Annotated in this window: 24 protein-coding genes; 7 read left to right on the top strand and 17 right to left on the bottom strand. The window is 37.2% G+C overall.

Annotated elements, in window-relative coordinates:
• The coding region (gene msrA / locus JCM9157_RS20065; RefSeq protein WP_035667608.1) for a peptide-methionine (S)-S-oxide reductase MsrA at positions 1–681 on the bottom strand (681 nt) is incomplete at its 3' end.
• Between the two features lie 15 nt (positions 682–696).
• Positions 697–1,245, bottom strand: coding sequence for a peptide-methionine (S)-S-oxide reductase (locus JCM9157_RS20060; protein ID WP_235715057.1), 549 nt, complete (start codon positions 1,243–1,245; stop codon positions 697–699).
• 266 nt (positions 1,246–1,511) lie between these two features.
• Between JCM9157_RS20060 and JCM9157_RS25055 the strand changes: the two genes are divergently transcribed.
• From JCM9157_RS25055 to JCM9157_RS20050, 3 genes are all read left to right on the top strand, one after another.
• On the top strand, positions 1,512–1,775 hold the full coding sequence (locus JCM9157_RS25055) for a hypothetical protein (RefSeq protein WP_201768910.1): 264 nt from the start codon (positions 1,512–1,514) through the stop codon (positions 1,773–1,775).
• On the top strand, positions 1,709–2,455 hold the full coding sequence (lipP1, locus tag JCM9157_RS20055) for a LipP1 family hormone-sensitive lipase (RefSeq protein WP_201768911.1): 747 nt from the start codon (positions 1,709–1,711) through the stop codon (positions 2,453–2,455). Before JCM9157_RS25055 ends, lipP1 begins: the two co-directional genes overlap by 67 nt.
• A 458-nt stretch (positions 2,456–2,913) precedes the next feature.
• A complete protein-coding gene (locus JCM9157_RS20050) occupies positions 2,914–4,509 on the top strand; it encodes a glutathione ABC transporter substrate-binding protein (protein WP_035667605.1) in 1,596 nt (531 codons plus the stop codon).
• Between the two features lie 118 nt (positions 4,510–4,627).
• Here JCM9157_RS20050 and fabF read toward each other — a convergent pair whose 3' ends face one another.
• Together fabF and JCM9157_RS20040 are read right to left on the bottom strand one after the other, a co-directional pair.
• Complete coding sequence (gene fabF / locus JCM9157_RS20045) at positions 4,628–5,866, bottom strand: beta-ketoacyl-ACP synthase II (RefSeq protein WP_035667601.1); 1,239 nt, start codon at positions 5,864–5,866, stop codon at positions 4,628–4,630.
• Between the two features lie 30 nt (positions 5,867–5,896).
• Positions 5,897–6,841, bottom strand: coding sequence for a beta-ketoacyl-ACP synthase III (locus JCM9157_RS20040; RefSeq protein WP_035667598.1), 945 nt, complete (start codon positions 6,839–6,841; stop codon positions 5,897–5,899).
• A gap of 207 nt (positions 6,842–7,048) precedes the next feature.
• Between JCM9157_RS20040 and rraA the strand changes: the two genes are divergently transcribed.
• Positions 7,049–7,528, top strand: a complete 480-nt coding sequence (gene rraA, locus JCM9157_RS20035) for a ribonuclease E activity regulator RraA (RefSeq protein ID WP_035667596.1) — start codon at positions 7,049–7,051, stop codon at positions 7,526–7,528.
• A 53-nt stretch (positions 7,529–7,581) separates the two neighbouring features.
• On the opposite strand, the gene JCM9157_RS20030 is transcribed toward rraA, so the two are convergent.
• The 9 genes from JCM9157_RS20030 to JCM9157_RS19990 all read right to left on the bottom strand — a co-directional run bounded on the left by JCM9157_RS20030 (position 7,582) and on the right by JCM9157_RS19990 (position 15,250).
• Positions 7,582–8,997 (bottom strand): phospholipase D family protein, encoded by a 1,416-nt coding sequence (locus JCM9157_RS20030; protein WP_035667593.1) that lies wholly within the window; start codon positions 8,995–8,997, stop codon positions 7,582–7,584.
• Between the two features lie 131 nt (positions 8,998–9,128).
• Positions 9,129–9,401, bottom strand: coding sequence for a spore coat protein (locus JCM9157_RS20025; protein WP_035667590.1), 273 nt, complete (start codon positions 9,399–9,401; stop codon positions 9,129–9,131).
• Complete coding sequence (locus JCM9157_RS20020) at positions 9,401–9,628, bottom strand: hypothetical protein (protein WP_035667587.1); 228 nt, start codon at positions 9,626–9,628, stop codon at positions 9,401–9,403. Before JCM9157_RS20020 ends, JCM9157_RS20025 begins: the two co-directional genes overlap by 1 nt.
• Positions 9,629–9,787: 159 nt before the next feature.
• Positions 9,788–10,933 (bottom strand): CPBP family glutamic-type intramembrane protease, encoded by a 1,146-nt coding sequence (locus JCM9157_RS20015; RefSeq protein ID WP_035667584.1) that lies wholly within the window; start codon positions 10,931–10,933, stop codon positions 9,788–9,790.
• A 243-nt stretch (positions 10,934–11,176) separates the two neighbouring features.
• Entirely contained in the window at positions 11,177–12,457 is a 1,281-nt protein-coding gene (locus JCM9157_RS20010; protein ID WP_035667581.1) for a hemolysin family protein, read from the bottom strand.
• Positions 12,458–12,496: 39 nt separating this feature from the next.
• On the bottom strand, positions 12,497–13,339 hold the full coding sequence (locus JCM9157_RS20005) for a DUF368 domain-containing protein (RefSeq protein WP_035667579.1): 843 nt from the start codon (positions 13,337–13,339) through the stop codon (positions 12,497–12,499).
• 175 nt (positions 13,340–13,514) lie between these two features.
• Positions 13,515–14,651 (bottom strand): zinc-dependent alcohol dehydrogenase, encoded by a 1,137-nt coding sequence (locus tag JCM9157_RS20000; RefSeq protein WP_035667577.1) that lies wholly within the window; start codon positions 14,649–14,651, stop codon positions 13,515–13,517.
• Between the two features lie 21 nt (positions 14,652–14,672).
• Positions 14,673–15,032, bottom strand: coding sequence for a spore coat protein (locus tag JCM9157_RS19995; RefSeq protein WP_035667575.1), 360 nt, complete (start codon positions 15,030–15,032; stop codon positions 14,673–14,675).
• 11 nt (positions 15,033–15,043) lie between these two features.
• Positions 15,044–15,250, bottom strand: coding sequence for a hypothetical protein (locus JCM9157_RS19990; RefSeq protein WP_035667573.1), 207 nt, complete (start codon positions 15,248–15,250; stop codon positions 15,044–15,046).
• A gap of 158 nt (positions 15,251–15,408) precedes the next feature.
• Here JCM9157_RS19990 and JCM9157_RS19985 point away from each other — a divergent pair, with 158 nt between their 5' ends.
• Entirely contained in the window at positions 15,409–15,618 is a 210-nt protein-coding gene (locus tag JCM9157_RS19985; protein WP_035667570.1) for a hypothetical protein, read from the top strand.
• Positions 15,611–15,907, top strand: a complete 297-nt coding sequence (locus tag JCM9157_RS19980) for a spore coat protein (RefSeq protein WP_035667568.1) — start codon at positions 15,611–15,613, stop codon at positions 15,905–15,907. Before JCM9157_RS19985 ends, JCM9157_RS19980 begins: the two co-directional genes overlap by 8 nt.
• A 260-nt stretch (positions 15,908–16,167) precedes the next feature.
• On the opposite strand, the gene JCM9157_RS19975 is transcribed toward JCM9157_RS19980, so the two are convergent.
• The 4 genes from JCM9157_RS19975 to speD all read right to left on the bottom strand — a co-directional run bounded on the left by JCM9157_RS19975 (position 16,168) and on the right by speD (position 18,520).
• Entirely contained in the window at positions 16,168–17,028 is an 861-nt protein-coding gene (locus JCM9157_RS19975; protein ID WP_035667566.1) for a polysaccharide deacetylase family protein, read from the bottom strand.
• A gap of 128 nt (positions 17,029–17,156) precedes the next feature.
• Positions 17,157–17,312 (bottom strand): hypothetical protein, encoded by a 156-nt coding sequence (locus JCM9157_RS24745; RefSeq protein WP_156321509.1) that lies wholly within the window; start codon positions 17,310–17,312, stop codon positions 17,157–17,159.
• Between the two features lie 14 nt (positions 17,313–17,326).
• Positions 17,327–17,596, bottom strand: a complete 270-nt coding sequence (locus tag JCM9157_RS19970) for an alpha/beta-type small acid-soluble spore protein (protein WP_035667563.1) — start codon at positions 17,594–17,596, stop codon at positions 17,327–17,329.
• Positions 17,597–17,716: 120 nt separating this feature from the next.
• A complete protein-coding gene (speD, locus tag JCM9157_RS19965) occupies positions 17,717–18,520 on the bottom strand; it encodes an adenosylmethionine decarboxylase (RefSeq protein ID WP_035667560.1) in 804 nt (267 codons plus the stop codon).
• Positions 18,521–18,712: 192 nt separating this feature from the next.
• Between speD and JCM9157_RS19960 the strand changes: the two genes are divergently transcribed.
• Complete coding sequence (locus tag JCM9157_RS19960) at positions 18,713–19,846, top strand: zinc-dependent alcohol dehydrogenase (RefSeq protein WP_035667558.1); 1,134 nt, start codon at positions 18,713–18,715, stop codon at positions 19,844–19,846.
• Positions 19,847–20,113: the final 267 nt, after the last annotated feature.

Below are 20,113 nucleotides of genomic sequence, written 5' to 3'. Positions count from 1 at the left end.
TTTATCTAATGAAGAAAACAAAGGTTCTCCTGAGGCTATATCAACATAGATGCCCTTATCTTTTAGCTGATCATATTCATTTTCAAAGGGCGGTTCTGTGTGATGATCTTGAGTCACTTTAAATTGCAAAGGTGTCAATCGTTCTCTCAAATCCTTTTTATAAACTTGCCAATATTTCTGAATGAACTCCATCCTCCCCGACTTTTGATAGACATGCCGAAAATGAAAAGGAAGCTTCTTATAGTATGATTGATGTTTTTCTTCTGCTCGGTAGAAATCCTGCGCTTTTTCAATTTTAGTTACAATCGGGTCAAGAAATCTGCCACTTGTAATTAATTTCTCTAAACTCGAAAAAGCGATGTTTTTTTGCGATTGTCCATCATAATAAATTGCAGTTGTAAAAGCATTGCCTCGGTCAGCGAACTGACCAAACGAATCAGTAGGATCAATTAACTTCCAGTAAATATTTAATAAACTCTCAAAAGAAATCATCTTTGAGTTGAATTTTATTTGTACGGCTAGACGATGCCCTGATTGAGCTGAAATAGCGTTGTCGTAACTTGGGTTGTTATCAGCTCCTCCTGTGTAACCAACCGTAACTCTTTCAATCCCTGGTAATTCAACAAATGGAGGAACCAAAAACCAAAAATGCCCGCCTGCAAACATAGCTATATCATTCAAGTTCCACACATCCCTTTACCATTTTAGACCATTTATTATTTTCAATATTACTTGATACTCACGTTCATCTAACTTCCAATGTTCTAACTCTGTCCTTATTGTTTGAAGAGTCCCGAATTCACGAACAAAACCGTTCAACCTAGCAACAAGTGTAGAGTTAACAAACTGTTGGTGTGATTCAAACAAATGTAATAGGTCTTCGTAAGCTTTAGGAAATCTTTTTAAATAATACTTTTGATGCTTATCTTCAGCTACGTAAAAATGAGTAAACGGGCTTACTTCTGTCTGAATCACCCCATTTAATTTATCTTCCAAATTCTCCTTCAACTGTAATGCCATTTTTCGTTGCGCTTCCGTCCGATACAAAAACAAAGAGAGATACTGCCTTCCGCGATACACTTCTTTTCGTAATGAGTTGTGATTTCCCCAAAAGATCGTTAATAATTCCGAAACCTGAATTACATCTGGGTCAAAGTCTATTTCAATCGTCTCTGTATGATCACCCATTTGCCGATAGGTTGGCTTGCTGCTAGTTCCACCTGCATAGCCAACACGCGTTCGGATAACACCAGGAAGATGCCCGAACCGAGCATCTGGTCCCCAAAATCAGCCCATACCTAGTGTAACAGTCTCAATAGTCGTTGCCCTTCTTGTAAGCTTTTTTTCATCTATTAATTGATTCATCATTTTCACTTCCTTTTACATTACTTTATCCATTCAAATTTAAAAGAATGTTCTTGACCGTAAATTGAATATTTAAGAGAACTGCGTAATAAAAATGAAAAGATCGCTGTTTTTAATTTTGCATTAAACTTGTAGGAGGTACAAGCATGGGATTAGATCCACAAGCAAAGTTGTTTTTAGACCTTATGAAGCAGCAAAACACGCCAGCACTTGACCAATTATCTATAGAAGAAAACCGCAATTTAAACAAAAAATTAACGACTTTCGGTGGACAACCCGAACGTGTAAACAAAGTAGAAGACGTCGTTATTCCAGTTAGGGAAGGACAGATAACTCTTCGGCTATATACGCTTCTGGCGAGGGACCCTTTCCTGTTTTTATTTACTACCATGGCGGTGGTTGGGTTTTAGGAGATCTTGATATTGTGGATGTACCACTTCGCTCTATTACAAACTCATCAAATGCGCTTGTCGTATCCGTAGACTACCGGCTCGCACCTGAAAATAAATTTCCGACGGCTCCAGAAGATTGCTATCAAGCTTTACAGTGGGTTGCATCCAACATCTCCTCTTATAATGGGGATCGTAACAGAATTGCCGTTGGTGGAGATAGTGCAGGGGGCAACTTAGCAACAGTTGTCACTCAAATGGCTAAACAACGAGAAGGTCCTTTCATTTCCTATCAAGTTTTAATCTATCCTGCAACTCAATTTTCATTTCATACACAATCTCATTTGGAAAATGGTGAAAACTATTTTCTAACTAAAAGTTCAATGATTTATTTTGCCAAACAATATATATCTGAAAAAGAAAAAAATCATCCATATGCTTCTCCTCTTTTAGCTCCTGATTTAACAAGTTTACCGCCCGCGCTCATTATCACAGCGGAATATGATCCACTAAGAGATGAAGGCGAAGCTTACGCTAATAGACTAAAAGAGTCAGGTGTTCCGGTGCAATTAGAAAGATACGAGGGAATGATCCATGGCTTCTTCTGGCTTTCTGGGATCATGGATCAAGGTAAAAAAGCAATTGATCAAATTGGAAGCATTCTGAAAGAGCATTTTTCAAATTCTATTTCACATATTTAATTAGGAACGGACTCTACTTATAAGAGTCCGTTCTTAACTGTTAATGTGTTGATATATTACTGTGTATCGGATTTGTTCGATTGTCGTTCTTATCTCTTTCATTCAAATTTGTCATAATTATATTTATAATGACAAAGGCAATAACCAGAAGGCTGATCCACCATTTTTTCACCAAATTCCTCTCCCTCTATTGCTCATTTTCCTACTGTTTGTTAACATCATTCCCCTTTATCCTAATATATTATTCTCCTTATTAGTAAGTAAATGCATTTACCGTGATCTTAAAAGCAATTCGTTATCAACTGAAGATTTATCAATACTTTTCAAAAACCTTGTTAAAGCTTCTACCAAAATCTATTGTATTTTATTCATTTTTATGCCACAAATTGACAGATAACTTATTATCTGACTATAATTCTAGTGTAAGAAAATTAAAAACATAGAAAAGGGGGATTTACATGAAACAAGATTCATCTAAGTTTTTTGTCATGATGCTTTTACTAGCTATTACGCTCATGGCAGCTTGTAGTAGTGATTCTACTACAGACTCTACTAATGAAAATGGAAACAAAGAGGGACAAGCTGGTGGCGATTTACAAATTGGTGTCGTATCTGATCCTGTCTCGCTAGACCCACATGGTGCAAACGAAACCGTTGCAAATACGATCAACGCTACCATTTATGATCGATTGGTTTACATGAATCAAGATTCTATGATACAACCAGGGCTTGCGGAGAGTCTTGAGCAAATTGAAGACACGGTCTGGGAAGCGAAAATTCGCGAAGGTGTTACATTCCACGATGGTGAAATTCTGAATGCTGAAGTAGTAAAACTAAGCCTAGATCGTGTTCGTGATCCAGAAGTAGCTGCACCAGTAGCTTTTCTATTTGGGATGGTTACAGATGTAAGAGTAGTAGATGAATATACCGTACATATTGAAACGGAATTTCCATTTGCACCTCTTCCTGCCCATTTAGCGCATACGGCTGGAAGTATTCTAAGTCCGAAACTCATTGAACAATCTTATGAAGATCTTGCTAATGGGGAAAATCCATTTGCAGCTGCAAATGAAAATCCAGCTGGTACTGGCTACTTTAAATTTGAAAGCCAACAACCGGGAAATTCTGTTACTCTTTCTAAAAACGAAGAATACTGGGATGAAGCAGCTAAAGTTGATACCGTTACATTTAAGGTCATACCTGAAAGTTTAACTCGTATTGCTGAACTTGAAACAGGAGATATTGATATTAACTTTACGGTTGATCCAAGTGATGTAACTCGTTTGAACAGTGGTGCGGAAACAGAAATTGTTCAAGTGAACAGCACTCGTATGGTTTACTTAGGATTCAATACGGAAAAAGAGCCATTTGATGATGTGAATGTTCGTCGTGCTCTTCACATGGCAGTTGATAAAGATGCTTTAGTTCAAGGGATTTTAGATGGAGTTGGCATTCCTGCCAATACTCCAATCGCACCTGGAGTATTTGGTTATAGCGAAGGCATCGATGCAATTGAATACGATGTTGAACAAGCTAAAGAGCTTCTTGCTGAAGCTGGCTTCGAAAACGGATTTGACGTTACTTTGTTAACAGATGATAATCGTGAACGTCAAGACTTAGCCGTTGCTCTACAAGCTCAATTAGCTGAAATTGGTGTAAACGTAACAATTGATACTTACGAGTTTGGTACGTACATCGAACGTGCCGGTGCTGGTCAAATGGAAATCTTTCTAGGTAGCTGGGGAACGGTGACGTTAGATGCAGATTACGGATTATACGCTGTCTTCCACTCAGCGAACATTGGACCTCCAGGTAATCGTTCACGTATTGTAAACCCTGAACTTGACGAACTTCTAGATGCTGCTCGTAAAGAAGGAGACGCTGAAACTCGTATAGATTTATATGCACAAGCTCAGAACAAATTATATGAAGAATCACCTTATGCTTACCTTTACTTCCCGGACAATATCTCAGGTATCCGTTCAGATGTAGAAGGATTCTGGCAATACCCAAGTGGATACTTCTACTTACGTGATGTTCAATTAAACAGATAATTCATTCAGAAAGACTTGGTTTCTTGCCAAGTCTTTTTATTTTTCGAACCTTTCTACACCTCATAAAAAAAGTTATCCCAAAAGCATCTATGACAGCTTTTGGAATAACTCCTCCCCCTTAATGGTATTTCTTAAATAGTAATGAAACGTTGTGACCACCGAATCCTAAAGAATTAGACAAGACAACATCAACATGTTTAGCTTTTGCCTCGTTCGCCGTATAATCTAAATCTAACTCGGCATCTGGTGTCTGATAATGAATGGTAGGAGGCACAATGCTATCTTGGATTGAAAGAACCGAGAAGATCGCCTCAATGGCTCCGGCAGCACCAAGTAAATGTCCCGTCATTGATTTCGTTGAGCTGACCGATAATTGATACGCATGCTCTCCAAACACCTCTTTAATCGCAATAGTTTCATAAAGATCATTATAATAAGTGCTTGTCCCATGAGCATTAATATAATCAACTTGGTTAGCTACTAAATTCGCATCCCGAAGTGCCAATTTCATTGCGCGTTGCCCACCCTCTCCGTTTGGTGCTGGTGTTGTGATGTGATGTGCATCACCTGTAGCACCATAACCGACAATTTCACCATAGATTTTGGCATCTCTAGCTAGGGCATGTTCAAGCTCTTCCAGGATTAGCACTCCTGCACCTTCGGCAATAACAAACCCATCTCGATTTTTGTCAAAAGGTCTACTAGCCGTTTCAGGATCTGGATTAGTTGATAAAGCAGTCATATTAGCAAATCCCGCAATCGTCATATCAGTAATTGCTGCTTCAGTCCCACCTGTAACCATAACATCCATATCGCCATTTTGAATCACACGAAATGCGTCACCTATTGAGTTAGCACCTGATGCACATGCCGTGACAGAACAATTATTAATTCCTTTCGCTCCAAGTTCGATCGAAACGCGACCAGATGCCATATCTGGAATGAGCATCGGGATAATAAACGGACTCACACGTTTAGGACCCTTATCGAGAAAACGTTTGTGCTGATCCTCAAATGCATCTAAGCCACCGATACCAGAACCAATCCATACGCCAACACGTTCAGCGTCGATATCCTCTCCGATAGTAAGTAAAGCATCCTTAACCGCCATTTTACTTGCAGCAATCGCCAAATGTGTGAAACGAGCCATACGTCTAGCTTCTTTCCCGTCCATATACTCCGCAGGATCGAACTCCTTAACTTCCCCTGCTACTTTTACATTAAATTGATCAGAATTTACTCTTGTGAGTGGACCAATGCCTGATTTTCCATTTTTCAGATTATCCCATGTTGTTTGAACATCATTCCCAAGTGGCGTTACTGCTCCAATTCCTGTAATAACAACTCGTTTCTTCATACAGTCTCCCCCTCTATTAATTGCTATAAATCATTTTCCCCACCTTATACAAATAGAACCCCATGTTAAGCCCCCGCCAAAACCTACCATTACAACGACATCATCATCCTTGATTGCTCCTTTTTCAAGCTCTTCGAAAAGGGCTAACGGAATAGAAGCGGCTGATGTATTTCCGTGTTTTGTGACAGTAGTCGATACCTTGTCTCGATCTAGCCCAAGCCTTTCTCTTGCAGAATCAATGATTCGGATATTTGCTTGATGTGGAACGAGAAAATCGACTTCTTCTTTTTCAAGTCCAGCTTGAGTGACTACTTGCATGCAAGACTCCGGTAACTGCCTAACTGCAAATTTGAACACTTCACTTCCGTTCATAGCGACAAAATTAGTTTTATTATCTACGAACAAATGTTTACCACCTGTTCCATCGGCCCCTAATTCAAAGGAGAGTATACCCCTCCCTTCTGTAACTTCTGATAAAATAACAGCGCCAGCACCGTCACCAAACAGGACACAAGTGTTCCGATCATCCCAATCTACAATTTTAGAAAATTTCTCACTTCCAATAATTAATACGTTCTTATATGTATTCGTCTCAATGAATTGTTTTCCTGTTACAACTGCATAAACAAATCCTGAGCATGCCGCACTAAGATCCATGGCAGGGACATGTCTAATTCCGAGTGATTCTTGAACCATACAAGCAACGGTCGGAAATACATGATCAGGTGTGGCTGTCGCAACAAGAATTAAATCAATATCTTCAGCAGTCATCGAAGCATCTAACAAAGCTTTTTGGGCTGCTTTTACAGCCATATGAGAGGTGTCCATCTCATCACTGGCAATTCTTCGTTCTTCGATTCCAGTTCTAGAGCGAATCCACTCATCACTTGTGTTGACTTTTTTCTCAAGGTCATGATTCGTTACAATTTGTTCTGGAACATAAGTCCCTACTCCAACGATTCCAACACTCTTCATTTCATCACCCTAACCAATAAAATTAAGATCTGGTCTTAATATCTCATAATAATATAATACAGGAAAAAGCTATGAATTTAAAGGGAAAACCAGATTCCTATAAATATTGTTCATACTCATAAAAAACTCTTGAATCCTAAGCTCCTATCGAATACTGTTAATATATGTTAATAAGTACATAAATCTCTTGGATGAAAGGATGATCGTATGAGTTACCTTACTGCCGACATTTGTGATGCACACCGAGACTCAGTTCAATTGGCCAATCCTGTATTTACATTATATGGGAATAAAAGGTCTTTTCACGGACCCGTACAGACAGTAAAAGTATTTGAAGACAACGAATTGGTCAAACAGTCTTTAGAAACGATTCCTGAAGGTAGTGTACTAATAGTAGACGGTGGCGGCTCATTAAAGTGTGCACTAATGGGCGATAATCTAGCAGAAATTGCTATTAACAGAAACCTAGCAGGCATTGTCATCAACGGTTGTATACGGGATAGTGCTTTAATTAATAACATGAATGTAGCCATATTTGCTCTTCAAACAAATCCATTCAAAAGTATCAAGCAAGGGAAAGGTGAAGCAAACCTTCCTGTGCAGTTTGCAGGTCTTAACTTTGAACCAGGTAACTACGTTTACGCGGATGAGGATGGAATCTTACTCGCAAAAGAGAAATTACAATAATCAAACAACACTCTTATTCAAACCGAATAAGAGTGTTGTTTGATTACGTTCTATTAAAAAGTAGTTAGATTTGTTTTTTTCTGTAGTCTGAATAAATATCTTTTATATTCAGCAAAATCTTCTAAATATTCATCAGCTTCAGTTGTGTATTTGCCATCTTTATTTTCCCATAGCCTTGAAAAATAACTTGAGACATCTTGAATAATGGCTTTTTCTGTTCTTGCTTTAATTTCAATGTCTGTATCAAGGTTAAAATCATCTAGATTTCTTCTGGTGAAATTAGCAGAACCACCAATAATCGTACTTATATCTTCTCGTTCAATTAATATTAACTTCGTATGATATTGTTCATCGTTTGTGTGATACCATTTAATATCAATATAATCGTTTCCATATTGAACTAAATCATAAGCTACAGGCCTATTAGGAATGCCGATATTTTCATTTCCGAAAACTGTCTCATTCGGATCTAAAATCAAACGAATCTTAACCCCTCGTTCAGAAGCAGCTATTAACTCTTTCACTACCTGACTTTCTGATAAATTAAACATCCCAATATAAATCCGATCTCCACTTCGGGTGTCGCTTATTTCTTCCTTAAGGTGTTTGAGTATTTTCCCTTCCGTTAAGAGCCGTACTTTTATATCGCCTTTTGCATTGCTTGTTATACCGTAATTAGGTAGCTCGCCTCCATCAGAAAAATTCGCTACTGCTTGTTCAGATTGCAAAATATCCTTTATTATATTTCCACCAACAATAAAAGCAACATTAGAATTATAACCACTTGCATCATGAGGATTAGCAGAAGTAATTATAGCCTCTTTCTCTGTTGTCATTACTTTCCGATGATTGCCCTTTAAATTCAACATCTTTAAATATGATCCTAACGTCACTTTAGGAGCATTTTCACTAAAAGGATTCTCAATCCAGCCTTCCCCCTCTTTCCCGAAGAGGTGCAAAAAGGAGCGCCAAAAACCGGAATACAAAGGATTCGCATCTCGTAATGGAGTTAAATTAGTTAAAATAACATCAACACCATTAGCTTCTAATTGATCAAGATGAGGAGAGCGATGAGATTTATAGGTTGTATTTATTTCATCTGTTATAAAAGTCATTTCCATATGAGGCATATCTACTTTTTTTTGAACTAGAGCCTTTGTAATCCGGTCAACGATCTCGGGGTAATCTTTATCCTCATCATATTTTTCGTTAAATAAAAACATATCAAAAATAATAAATTGCTCTGCTTCTTCAATCATTTGTATAACTCTATCAAATATGTGATGCTCTCGAATCACATCTCCGTCTTTTTCGTACGTAATATCTGCTATAAACTCAACATTAGAAACAGAATGAACATTTCCTTCATATGATAATCCTTCTGGCAACGGTTTAAACAGCCCATAAATCGTGTAAGAACCAACTGTTAGTGCTAAGAGCAATAGAATGGTTAAAGAAATTTTTTTCATAGCTCCCCCTTTAAAGTTTTATATTCTCTGTCTTTTGAATTTGGATTTAACGTTTAAACATAGATGGATAGACAAAAAGCTTGGACGCTTCCAAGCTCTTTGCCTATTCATCTACATTGATTAACTTCAAACTACATATCTAAGGCCGCTTGAGCGTAAGTAATGTCTTTTTGCAACTGTTCGGGAATGTTATAAGCATCATAAATACCTCTATTTTGTAAAAAAGTATAAATCTGCTCGTGTTGGCCAATAGCAGTCATTAATTCAGTCTCTAGGAACGTTCTCACCTGAGGAGAAGTGGCTTCTGAAAGAGCTGTAGATAAATCTTTAATAGCTGCCTTCGTTTCAAATAACATATCTGTAACAATAGTATGATCTGCAAAGCTTAATTGTTTAGATTCCATTACCTCACCTCTTCTTGCTTTAATTGTGTTGCAGCGACTGTAAGTAATGATTGCATTTGTTGCACTGAACTTGTCCCTTGTTGCACACTTTGTTCAACAAGCACTTTAAGTTCTGGATTTTCAACAAGTGATAATCTTGTTTTAGCTTCTGTTAAACAAGATCCTTTAAAATTTATTAGCTCTCTTAAATCAACGATCTCATGGACGCCAAATGTAGTTTGATTCATTTTCTCACCTCCAAGCGCAACCATAGTGTTAGCTTTGAAGACGATCTTTAAAGAAGGATTTTATTGGAAAATAAGTTTCACACTTAACAGATTCAGATAACAATCGATCAGAACATAAAAAAAAGCGTCATCATTAGATGATGACTACTCCTTATATATTTATTGAATAAATTGTGTAAATCCTAAAATAAATATTACCCATACTCCAATTAGCATATGAGAAACACAAACTCCAACAAGAGATCGTTGCCTTGCAAAAAGCCACCCCCAGTATAGTCCAGGAACAAATGTCACTAGAGCAAATAACGTTCCAATATGAGAGTGTGCCATTGCAAATAGCAAGTTAGAAACAATAATTGAAATCCATAGTTTTCTTTTTGTATTAGGTAAAAACTCCACTAAAGTAGATTGCAACCCCGCTCTAGCGATAAATTCTTGCACGATCGAAAATAAAATATAGATGCTCACCATTCCAATAAAAACGGAATAAGAAAATCCGACTCCTTCTAATACAGCTCCAGGATTAAATAAAGGAATATCATCAAAAGCTGGAATAAGATTGATCAAAGCCAACTTTAAAACAAAGAAAAATAATAAAATCGGCATCGTAAGCATAATAGATTCCTTTACATGCTTTTGCCAATTTTTAAATGATACTCCAAATGTTTCAAAAGATAATTTACTTTTCTTCATTAAAAGATACATAACATAAGCAAAGCAACCAATTAGTACAATATCAACATAGGTAGATACTCCAGAATTCAAAACAATTCCTTTTAATGCGCCTAAGCTAAGAGTATATAAGGATAACACGCATAAAAGATAGATCGTAAGAGTACCTAAAAAATGATAACGTTTTGTTTGAAATTTAGTTAGCTCCTGATCACCGTTTAATTGTTTAACAAGTTTTTTCAACAGCTTAATTTGCAAGGATTGATAGCGATTCCTTGCAAAAAGTTTATTAACATTTATTTTTATTAATATTGAAGGCTCAATAGCTATAATGGTATCTAACGGAGTGTCAGTCGTTTCTAGCACGCCAACGAAATCGCCAGCCACCCGCTGTGATTTGGGTGATATTAATTTCGAACCATTTTCCACTACATCAAGAGTTCCTGTTTTAATTAGATAGAAAGCGTGCTGCATTTGACCTGCCTCTAATACCACTTGTCCCGCTTGAACAGAAATTTCTTCTGAGAAAGTAGAAATAAGTTTTAACTCGTCATCTGTTAAATCTTGAGATAGCTGATTGGTTCTAATATCTGTGACTAAATCGGGTATTGCTGTCTCATTCCTACTAATCACTTGAATCTACTCCTCGTTATAACAAAGATCATTCCATCATTATACTGAAGTTTGATTAGCTTATATAGTTAATTAAGATAAGTAAATTATGGAAAAAAAGCTTATCATTGAAATAAGCTGCTCTCCATTACTATTTTAATAAAACTTTCATCTTCTTGTACTATACTCCAGATAGACACCCCACCGAAAAGGGATAAACAAACAGAAAAAACCTCCTGTGATTCACTCACAGAAGGTCATTTATTAGCTGCTCATTCGTTCTATCTTATCTTGACTTTGAGTCATTTTCACAAGAACTTGACGAATTCGCTTTGCTTCAGCTCTTGATATTTTTAAAGTTAGATCTTCGTAATAAAATTCTTCGCCCTCTTTAGGAATTCGTTGAAATTCTTCAATTAACCAACCACCTACTGTATGATTCGTTGTTTGAGGAACTGAAATAGAAACGATTGAAGCAAATTCATCAATCGAAAGATCTGCGCTAAGCAAATAGCTAGACGGTCCAACCTGCTTTACTTGATTTATCGTTACATCGTGTTCATCCCAAATTTCACCAACGATTTCTTCTAAAATATCTTCTAACGTTACTAAACCTGAGGTACCACCGAACTCGTCAATTACAATCGCCATATGAGTCTTTTGCTTCTGTAACTCTGGAAGCAGTGTCGCGAGCTTCATCGACTCAACAACGAATAATGGCTGTCTCAGTAACGATCTTAAATCAAGTTTCTCTCCTTGCTTTATATAAGCTGTTAAGAAATCTCGTTCAGATAAGATCCCGATAATGTTATCAATATTCCCTTCATAAACAGGAATTCTTGAAAAACGCTCTTTAAAGAAAACATCTTTAACGGATGAGATAGACTGATTTACATCGACGGCAATCATATCAGGTCTGGGCTTAATAATTTCATGAACAATTAGATCATTAAAGTCTAGCGAACGGTGTACAAGTTCTTTTTCATTTTTCCCGATGACACCTTCGTCCTCACTAATTTGAACAAGCATTTTAATTTCTTCTTCCGTAACGGAAGGGGTATGATCTTTACTTTTCACAAATAAAGAAACTAAATTTTTAATTTTAACAAACACCCATGTAACAGGATAAAAGGCATGAATCAACAACAACAGGATGCCAGATGTCTTTAAGGCATAACTTTCGGCATACTCTTTTGCCAAAGACTTTGGAATAATCTCACCAAAGATTAGTACTAATATCGTTACAACAAATGTACTAATAAAAACACCAAGACTAGGGCCAAATAGCCCAATTGCAATTTGTGATGAGAGAGTCGCAGCTGCAATGTTCACAAGGTTATTTCCAACCAGAAGGGTCGAAAGCGTCTTATCAAAGTTATCAGCAATCCAAACGGCTTTCTTCGCTCCTTTTCTACCTTCGTCTTCATAGTTTTTGAGACGAAGCTTATTGACGCTCGAGTATGCTGTCTCGGCAGAAGAGAAAAAAGCAGATAAACCTAATAACACGATAAAAAACACAATCAAACTCGACGGAACATCGTCCATCTAAACATCACACTCCATTTTTCATTTACCTTAATTTTACTATTGAACATTCAATTTAGCTACCGTTTTTTTAACTTCTAGATAACTTAAAACATAAGCACTTAGTCCACCAGCTACAAAGGCGAACGCACTAATTAGAATTAACAGGTTATTTCCGGTAATCCCAGGGAAAATAACGACAATTGAACCGATTATAAACCCTATCATGACTGCGTAAGTCCCTGTTTTAAATTGGACTAACAGATAACTAATTAGCTTACTAGTAAGAACAAGTCCAAACGCCACACCGATCCCTACTGTTATTAAGACAGGTAAATATAAAGTAGACAAAGCGTTGATAACAGTTGGATACACACCCAATAGTAAGAAAATAAATGACCCACTTATACCCGGTAAAATCATTGCTGAACTTGCTAGCCACCCGGCCATAAACAAAAACAAATAATCCACCAAACTTAATCCACCTATTACTGCCACCTCATTGTCTTTTATGAACAATGTTGAAGCAACGATCATTGCACCGATCCCAAGCAAGATATAGTGACGAAGAACAAACGTTCTCTTAAAGTCAATTTCTTTTAAAAGTGCCGGAATAATCCCTATTATCAACCCAAGGAAAAAGAAAAAGGTTGGCTGAGGAAACTCCGCTAATAGCCACTCAATTAATCTACTAACAGATAGTAATGCTAAGCCAATTCCTAGTCCTAATGGAAGCAAAAAGAGCAAATGGCGTTTCCAATCTTTAGTAAAGAGACCATTAATAGCTCCGATTAGATCTTGATAAATACCAAGGACTAATGCAATCGTCCCTCCACTTACACCTGGAATTAAATCGCTTATCCCCATCATGAAACCTTTTATTATATTTCGCCACTGAAACAAGATTCTATCTCCTATCAAATTCAAATAAGTTAGCTAAATAAGATTTAGATAATAATATAAGATCTACAAACAATAAACAATCAGTTTTCAAAAGGTTACTTAATTTATCACAATTAACATTAAAATTATTCCGAAATAATAGACGATGAAAACAATCATCGTCAACAAATATCACTTATGGTTTAAGAACTACTTTAATACAATTATCCATTTTAGTATCAAATATTTCGTAGCCGTGTTTAGCTTGGTGTAGAGGGAGAACGTGTGTAACTATGTCACCAGGATCTACCTTGCCTTCTGCTATCAAATCATGGATAAGTGGCATATAGTGAATGACTGGAGCCTGACCAGTTCTAATATTTACATTTCGTTGAAAGATATCTCCAAATGGAAATCCGTTATATCTCGATGAGTAAACGCCTGTAACCTGAATATTTCCACCTTTTCGAACCGCTTGACTTGCCATGACTAACCCACTCATAGCCCCTCCGTGCAATTTTAATCCTGAGGCAAGGAATTCAATGTCAGTCATCTTTCCACTCATACCTACACAATCAATAACAACATCAGCTCCACCACTTGTTAAATCATGCAGAAAGGCACCAACATTTTCGTGATCTTCAAAATTGACAACCTCAACATGATTTGTCCGTTTCGCATGCTCTAGGCGGTAACCAACATAATCAACAGCAATCACTCTTTTAGCACCTTTTAACCATGCAAATTTTTGTGCGAGTAAACCGACTGGACCGCAACCTAAAATAATAACCGTGTCTCCTTCTTTCATTCCAGAGTTATCCACGCTCCAATATGCTGTTGTTCCAGCATCTGATAACAGGACGAGCTTTTCATCTTCTACTTCACTGTCTTCCGGTATTTTAAATGGGGTAAAATTCCCGTAAGGAACTCTCATATATTCAGCTTGTCCTCCTGGATAGCCTCCTGTCGTACCAGAATATCCGAAGTACGCACCCATTTCACCATTATCATTGGCATTGTCACACTGACTTTCCAATTCATGCTCACAGAACCAACATTTACCACAACTCACGTTGAACGGGATCACTACACGATCGCCCTTTTTGACCTTTGTAACTTCTGGCCCGACCTCTTCCACTATTCCCATCGGTTCATGCCCAATAATGTAGTCATCTTGAATGTTAGGAATGAAACCATGAAGCAAATGTAAATCAGAACCACATATGGCCGTGTGGGTTAGTTTAACAATAATATCATCGGCTTTTTGAATTTTTGGCGCTTGTACCTCTTTTACAATTACTTCTTTAACCCCTTGAAAAGTTACTGCTTTCATCATCATTCTCCTCTAGTTTATTTACTCTGGTGGCGTTGGATATAAACCTTTTCGATTCGTATTCCCTGGGAAGAGATTAAGACCAGCAATATCAATTGCCGTATCTGCAGCTTTTACATCAAGTATTTTCTGTTCATTTAAGTTATAAGGATGAAACCATTTTTTCTTCATCATCAACTCTGCAACTTCGCCTTGATAATCAATAGCAGTCTCCATTTGGTTACGAAGAGTCAATCTAGCCTCAGGACTAGCAGCTTCCGTAATCGCAACTGCATAATTTCGAACCGTTTCTTTTGCTGTTATTAACAAATCAAGTGCTAACGCTGAATCTGTTTGTTCAGGCATTCCAACTGAATTAATAGGATCTAAATAATCATTCATTTTCGCGCCTCCTAATGAATTCTTGCTTTTTCGTAAAGAGATTTCAATTCTTCAATATCTTGTATCGATTGTTGTACATTTTTCTCCATTAACGCCTTTAAATCTTGGTCAAACACAATCCCTTGCATCATTTTCGCTTTCAATAACCCGATAGTCCTAAGATTTAACATCTCGTGAGTGTCCATAGTCTCATGGTAAGCTAAACGTTCTTGATTCATTCAAACCACCTCCTATTTCATTCATAACAATATTTTGTCTCTTTGAAGTTGTCTTATCCTAAGAAGCCTTTAACAACCCCTTTTTTCTGATAGAGCCGTTGAATAATTCATTTTTAATAACGCAACATAAAGAAAAGCCTTTTATTGGAGTGATTAATATGACTGAAGCGCTAGCGATGCATGAAAAATTAGAAGTCCATGAAATGGTCACCTTTAAAAATCTTTGCGTGACCAAATCAGCTACTATGAGTGGGTTGGTTAAATGTGAAGAGCTAAAGGCTATACTCTCAATGGATGTAACCGCAGGTAGAAAGCATATACAGCAGCTACAAAGTTTTTTACAAGAAGGAGATGTGAAACTTGACTAATATCATTCAAAACATAGCTGGACTGTCAGCAATGACTGATCAAGTGATTGCAACTGATTTTCTCATTACTGCTAAGTCAGGAGTAAGAAACATGGCCTTTGCGTTAACCGAGGCTGCCACACCTGAACTAAGGGTCACTTTACGTCAGCAATTAAATGACGCTATTGAAACACACGAGAAGATCAGCCAGTATATGATAGATAAAGGGTACTATTATCCTAGCGACTTAGATGAACAGGCCAAAGTGGACCTTACCGCGTCGAAGGTTGCTTTAAAAATATCAAAGTAAAATGCCTGAAGAAGACCTTCACTTTTTGTAAAGGTCTTCTTCAGGCATTTAGTTTAGTAAAAATATCTTACTCAATGGTATAATTAGTTTTTTGTTTAGTGTTTATTTATACTGATTCCCTTACAGTAAATGAAATTTTCAACGCCGTGACATGATCTTACTCGCGATTTCTCTCCTAAATACTAAATGCACCCTTAAAAGGCATATAGAAAAGTCGCAATAATAGATTAATGCGACTCATGTTTAGGCAGACTTATTTCTTATTTTTGATAAGGGATATTTAATAAATCTGGTACCGTCACAAATTCAAATCCTTGCGCTTGTAATTGCGGGATAATTTGATGAAGTGATTCAATTGTGCTAGTACGGTCTGCATCCCACTCTCCTCCATCATGCATAAGGATAATAGAACCTGGCTCCATATTACTTAGTACATTTGCTGCAGTATCATCTGCTCCTAGTTCACGCCAGTCAAGAGAATCAACATTCCAACCAACAACGGTATAATTCATCTCAGCTAACTTCTCAACAAGCTCATTATATAAAAAGCCATAAGGGGCACGGAATAAACTCGTTCTGTAACCAAGAATATTAGCTAGTGCCTCCTCAGTTTGTGCTACTTCTCTTTCTAAAGTGGCGATATCTGCTTGTTCGACTAGATTAGGATGCCAATATGTATGGTTTCCTACGATGTGCCCTTCTTGTTGCATCCGTCTTACTAAGTCAGGATAAGCCTCAGCTCTTGAACCCATTACAAAGAATGTTGCCGGCACATTATATTGATTTAATATGTCTAATACTTGACCAGTAAAACGTGGGTCTGGTCCGTCATCAAACGTTAAAGCCACACGATTATCCGTAAGTGCGCCGCGAAGTACGACCGTCTCAGGATATCGCTGTTGCAAAATAATGTTTGAAACCGGTTGGCGAACTCGCTCTGTATATTCGGGACCACCCTGTTGCTCGGGAAAATCATCTGGTCTCTCAGGATTTCTATCTTTGTTCCAAAACCACTCATTTTCTACATCTCCTGGAGCCGCATGAACCATCATTAAACCGCTTGTTTGAACCCCAACCATTAACGCAATAACCATCATCCATTTCCAAAGTGCTTTTTTCATTGATTCATCTCCTTATTTTAGATCTTGCATTGTTATTTTCCATTTGAAAAAGGAAATTTATTCATGAAAAAAGAGCTATAACAAAAAGCCAATGCTTTGCCTGTTATAACTCTCATTTTAAAAATCAATTACCCTGTTGTGATTCTTCCTGAGTTCTTTCGTTGTTCTTCCACAAATTCATTACGTTCGCCACCATCTGATAACTCTTCAGCAAATTCCTGTTCATGACCTTCATCCAATAAATGCTCCATTGGTTCATCGCACTGATCTTTTTCTTTACTCATTTTTGTTCACTCCTTTATTTATTTAAGTTTTGCTGGGCCATACGAATCATTTCTTTCACCATACTACCACCGATTTTCCCACCAACTTCTCCAGCTTGCTTAGAAGTGAGCGTACCGTTGTAACCCTTTTTCAAAGGTACATTTAACTCATTTGCTACTTCAAACTTCACGTTATCTGGATCTGATGGATCAGCATGATACCCCTTCTCGGCCATTACTTTCGCTTTAAACTGCTTCATAGCTACTTGAGCTTCTGGTACTAACAATCGTCTTCTTCTAGCCATTGTTTTTCATCTCCATTTATCAAGACTTGCCTTTAGTTTTGCCACTTTACGATTTAGTTTACATAGGAAAAAACGCCAAATGAAAAAGATGAAAATCGAGTTGATTTTCATCTTATGACGTTAATTTATATTTTTTCCGTAAAAAATCTCATCCATTTCCATGGTCAATTTATTTGTAATCTCTTCAGCTTCACCGGGATGAAGATCCACTTTGGTTCGACCAAATAAATAGTTGTCTAAATCGAAATCTTTTAGTTTGCATTTTGTATGAAACGTATTCTCCTGATAGATGTTCACATCAATCATGTCATACAGACTTTTCACTTCGTCTGGAATGTAATTTTGAATCGAATTTATATCATGATCAATAAACAATTTATGCCCATCTACATCTCTTGTAAAACCTCTTACACGATAATCCAGTGTCATAATATCTGTTTCAAAAGAATGGATCAAATAATTTAATGCTTTTAACGGAGAAATTTCTCCACATGTTGAAACATCAATATCAGCTCGGAACGTACTAATCCCTTCATAAGGGTGAAATTCAGGATACGTATGAACCGTAATATGACTTTTGTCTAATCCCATAACGACTGCTTCAGGCAACGGACCTGGCGATTCCTCATATGATTCATCAGGAACTTCGATGACGGGTCCTTCCGATACGAGTAAGGTAACACTCGCCCCTTGAGGTACAAAATCTTGTTTAGCTACATTAATAACGTGCGCTCCAATAATGTCTGTTACATTTTTTAAGATCTTAGTTAAACGATCCGCATTATATTGTTCATCAATATATTCAATATAAGCCTCTCGTTCCTCTTTTGTTTTTGTATAACACACGTCATACATATTAAAACTCAAGGATTTCGTAAGGTTATTAAAGCCATGTAGTTGAATGCGTTCCTCTCTTGGTTCCATGTTTTAGTCCCCTTTATGTCTGCGCTCTCTATTTACAGGTAATGTTATTAAGTATATTGCCCAGTTTATACAATCTAAAACAAACCATTCATAACCAAGTGCTAATTATTTACTGACTAACAAAAATTATATTTTGGAGATACTTAAAAAAGAGTGCTTTTTATAAGGTTAGAAAAAATAAGGAGTGGTTTTATGCGCGCTGTAACATATCAAGGGCCAAACCATGTTGAGGTAACTCAAGTGGAAGATGCTAAAATTGAAAAGAAAGATGATGTGATCGTTCGAATTACTTCAACAGCAATATGCGGATCTGATCTGCATTTGTATCAGGGTAACATGCCTTTACCTAAAGGGTATAGCATCGGCCATGAACCAATGGGCATTGTCGAAGAAGTTGGACCGGAAGTAACAAAAGTAAAAAAAGGAGACCGCGTTGTCGTTCCATTTAATGTCGCCTGTGGTCATTGTACTTACTGTAATCACGGAGAAACAAGTCAATGCGACAACTCTAACCCTCACTATGATTCAGGTGGTTATTTTGGCTACACAGAGAAATTTGGAAATCATCCTGGTGGGCAAGCTGAGTATTTAAAAGTTCCGTTCGGAAACTTTACTCCGTTTGTTATACCAGAGTCATGCGAACTTGAAGATGAATCTCTTCTTTTCCTCTCTGATGTTCTACCAACCGCTTACTGGAGTGTGGAACATGCAGATGTTAAGCAAGGAGACACTGTTATTGTTTTAGGCTGTGGTCCTGTTGGCTTGATGGCTCAGAAATACGCTTGGCTAAAAGGAGCCAAACGAGTGATCGCAGTCGACTACTTAGATTATCGCTTAGCTCATGCTAAAAAAATGAATAATGTTGAAACGTATGACTTCACTGAATATCCTGATATGGGAGAGCATTTAAAAGAAATCACATCTGGTGGTGCTGATTCTGTTATTGACTGTGTTGGGATGGACGGGAAAAAGTCTCCACTTGAATTTATCGAGCAAAAACTTAAATTACAAGGTGGTACATTAGGTCCAATTCAAATTGCTACTAAAGCCGTCCGTAAAACAGGTGTAGTTCAATTAACTGGTGTTTATGGAGCTAACTACAATAACTTCCCGTTGGGCGCCTTTTTCTCACGTAATGTAACTATAAAAATGGGACAAGCACCAGTTATTCCGATTATGCCAAAGCTTTATGAACAAATCGTAAATAACGAATACGACCCTAAAGAAATTATCACACATAAAGTAGCTTTAGAAGAAGCCAGTCAAGCTTATAAGATCTTTAATGATCATGAAGATAATTGCATCAAAGTTATTTTAAAACCATAACGATAACAACGAGAAATGCCCATCAAATCATTTTAGGATTTGATGGGCATCTCTTAGAGGATAAATAATATACAGACACTCATAGAAAGTTCTTCATATGATTGTTGAAGACTTTTTCTTTACTTATTCACCTGAGAAAAGGTTTTCATTAGCTTGATGAAGACCTTTTCTTTTCTAATTCACCTGAGAAAAGGGTCTTCATATGGTCGATGAAGACCTTTTCTTTCCTCATTCACCCGAGAAACGGGCTTCATTAGCTTGATGAAG

The sequence above is a fragment of the Halalkalibacter akibai JCM 9157 genome, assembly GCF_000513135.1.
GTDB classification, from domain to species: Bacteria; Bacillota; Bacilli; order Bacillales; family Bacillaceae_D; genus Halalkalibacter; species Halalkalibacter akibai.
The sequence above is the reverse complement of the archived record's forward strand: the minus strand, read 5'-3'. Positions and strand labels throughout refer to the sequence as shown.

What these genes read in the sequence shown, in the direction of transcription:
- JCM9157_RS25055 (WP_201768910.1), top strand. Translation starts at nt 1,512, where the DNA reads ATGGGATTAGATCCACAAGCAAAGTTGTTTTTAGACCTTATGAAGCAG.
- JCM9157_RS20050 (WP_035667605.1), top strand. Translation starts at nt 2,914, where the DNA reads ATGAAACAAGATTCATCTAAGTTTTTTGTCATGATGCTTTTACTAGCT.
- fabF (WP_035667601.1), bottom strand. Translation starts at nt 5,866, where the DNA reads ATGAAGAAACGAGTTGTTATTACAGGAATTGGAGCAGTAACGCCACTT.
- JCM9157_RS20040 (WP_035667598.1), bottom strand. Translation starts at nt 6,841, where the DNA reads ATGAAGAGTGTTGGAATCGTTGGAGTAGGGACTTATGTTCCAGAACAA.
- rraA (WP_035667596.1), top strand. Translation starts at nt 7,049, where the DNA reads ATGAGTTACCTTACTGCCGACATTTGTGATGCACACCGAGACTCAGTT.
- JCM9157_RS20030 (WP_035667593.1), bottom strand. Translation starts at nt 8,997, where the DNA reads ATGAAAAAAATTTCTTTAACCATTCTATTGCTCTTAGCACTAACAGTT.
- JCM9157_RS20025 (WP_035667590.1), bottom strand. Translation starts at nt 9,401, where the DNA reads ATGGAATCTAAACAATTAAGCTTTGCAGATCATACTATTGTTACAGAT.
- JCM9157_RS20020 (WP_035667587.1), bottom strand. Translation starts at nt 9,628, where the DNA reads ATGAATCAAACTACATTTGGCGTCCATGAGATCGTTGATTTAAGAGAG.
- JCM9157_RS20010 (WP_035667581.1), bottom strand. Translation starts at nt 12,457, where the DNA reads ATGGACGATGTTCCGTCGAGTTTGATTGTGTTTTTTATCGTGTTATTA.
- JCM9157_RS20000 (WP_035667577.1), bottom strand. Translation starts at nt 14,651, where the DNA reads ATGAAAGCAGTAACTTTTCAAGGGGTTAAAGAAGTAATTGTAAAAGAG.
- JCM9157_RS19995 (WP_035667575.1), bottom strand. Translation starts at nt 15,032, where the DNA reads ATGAATGATTATTTAGATCCTATTAATTCAGTTGGAATGCCTGAACAA.
- JCM9157_RS19990 (WP_035667573.1), bottom strand. Translation starts at nt 15,250, where the DNA reads ATGAATCAAGAACGTTTAGCTTACCATGAGACTATGGACACTCACGAG.
- JCM9157_RS19985 (WP_035667570.1), top strand. Translation starts at nt 15,409, where the DNA reads ATGACTGAAGCGCTAGCGATGCATGAAAAATTAGAAGTCCATGAAATG.
- JCM9157_RS19975 (WP_035667566.1), bottom strand. Translation starts at nt 17,028, where the DNA reads ATGAAAAAAGCACTTTGGAAATGGATGATGGTTATTGCGTTAATGGTT.
- JCM9157_RS24745 (WP_156321509.1), bottom strand. Translation starts at nt 17,312, where the DNA reads ATGAGTAAAGAAAAAGATCAGTGCGATGAACCAATGGAGCATTTATTG.
- JCM9157_RS19970 (WP_035667563.1), bottom strand. Translation starts at nt 17,596, where the DNA reads ATGGCTAGAAGAAGACGATTGTTAGTACCAGAAGCTCAAGTAGCTATG.
- speD (WP_035667560.1), bottom strand. Translation starts at nt 18,520, where the DNA reads ATGGAACCAAGAGAGGAACGCATTCAACTACATGGCTTTAATAACCTT.
- JCM9157_RS19960 (WP_035667558.1), top strand. Translation starts at nt 18,713, where the DNA reads ATGCGCGCTGTAACATATCAAGGGCCAAACCATGTTGAGGTAACTCAA.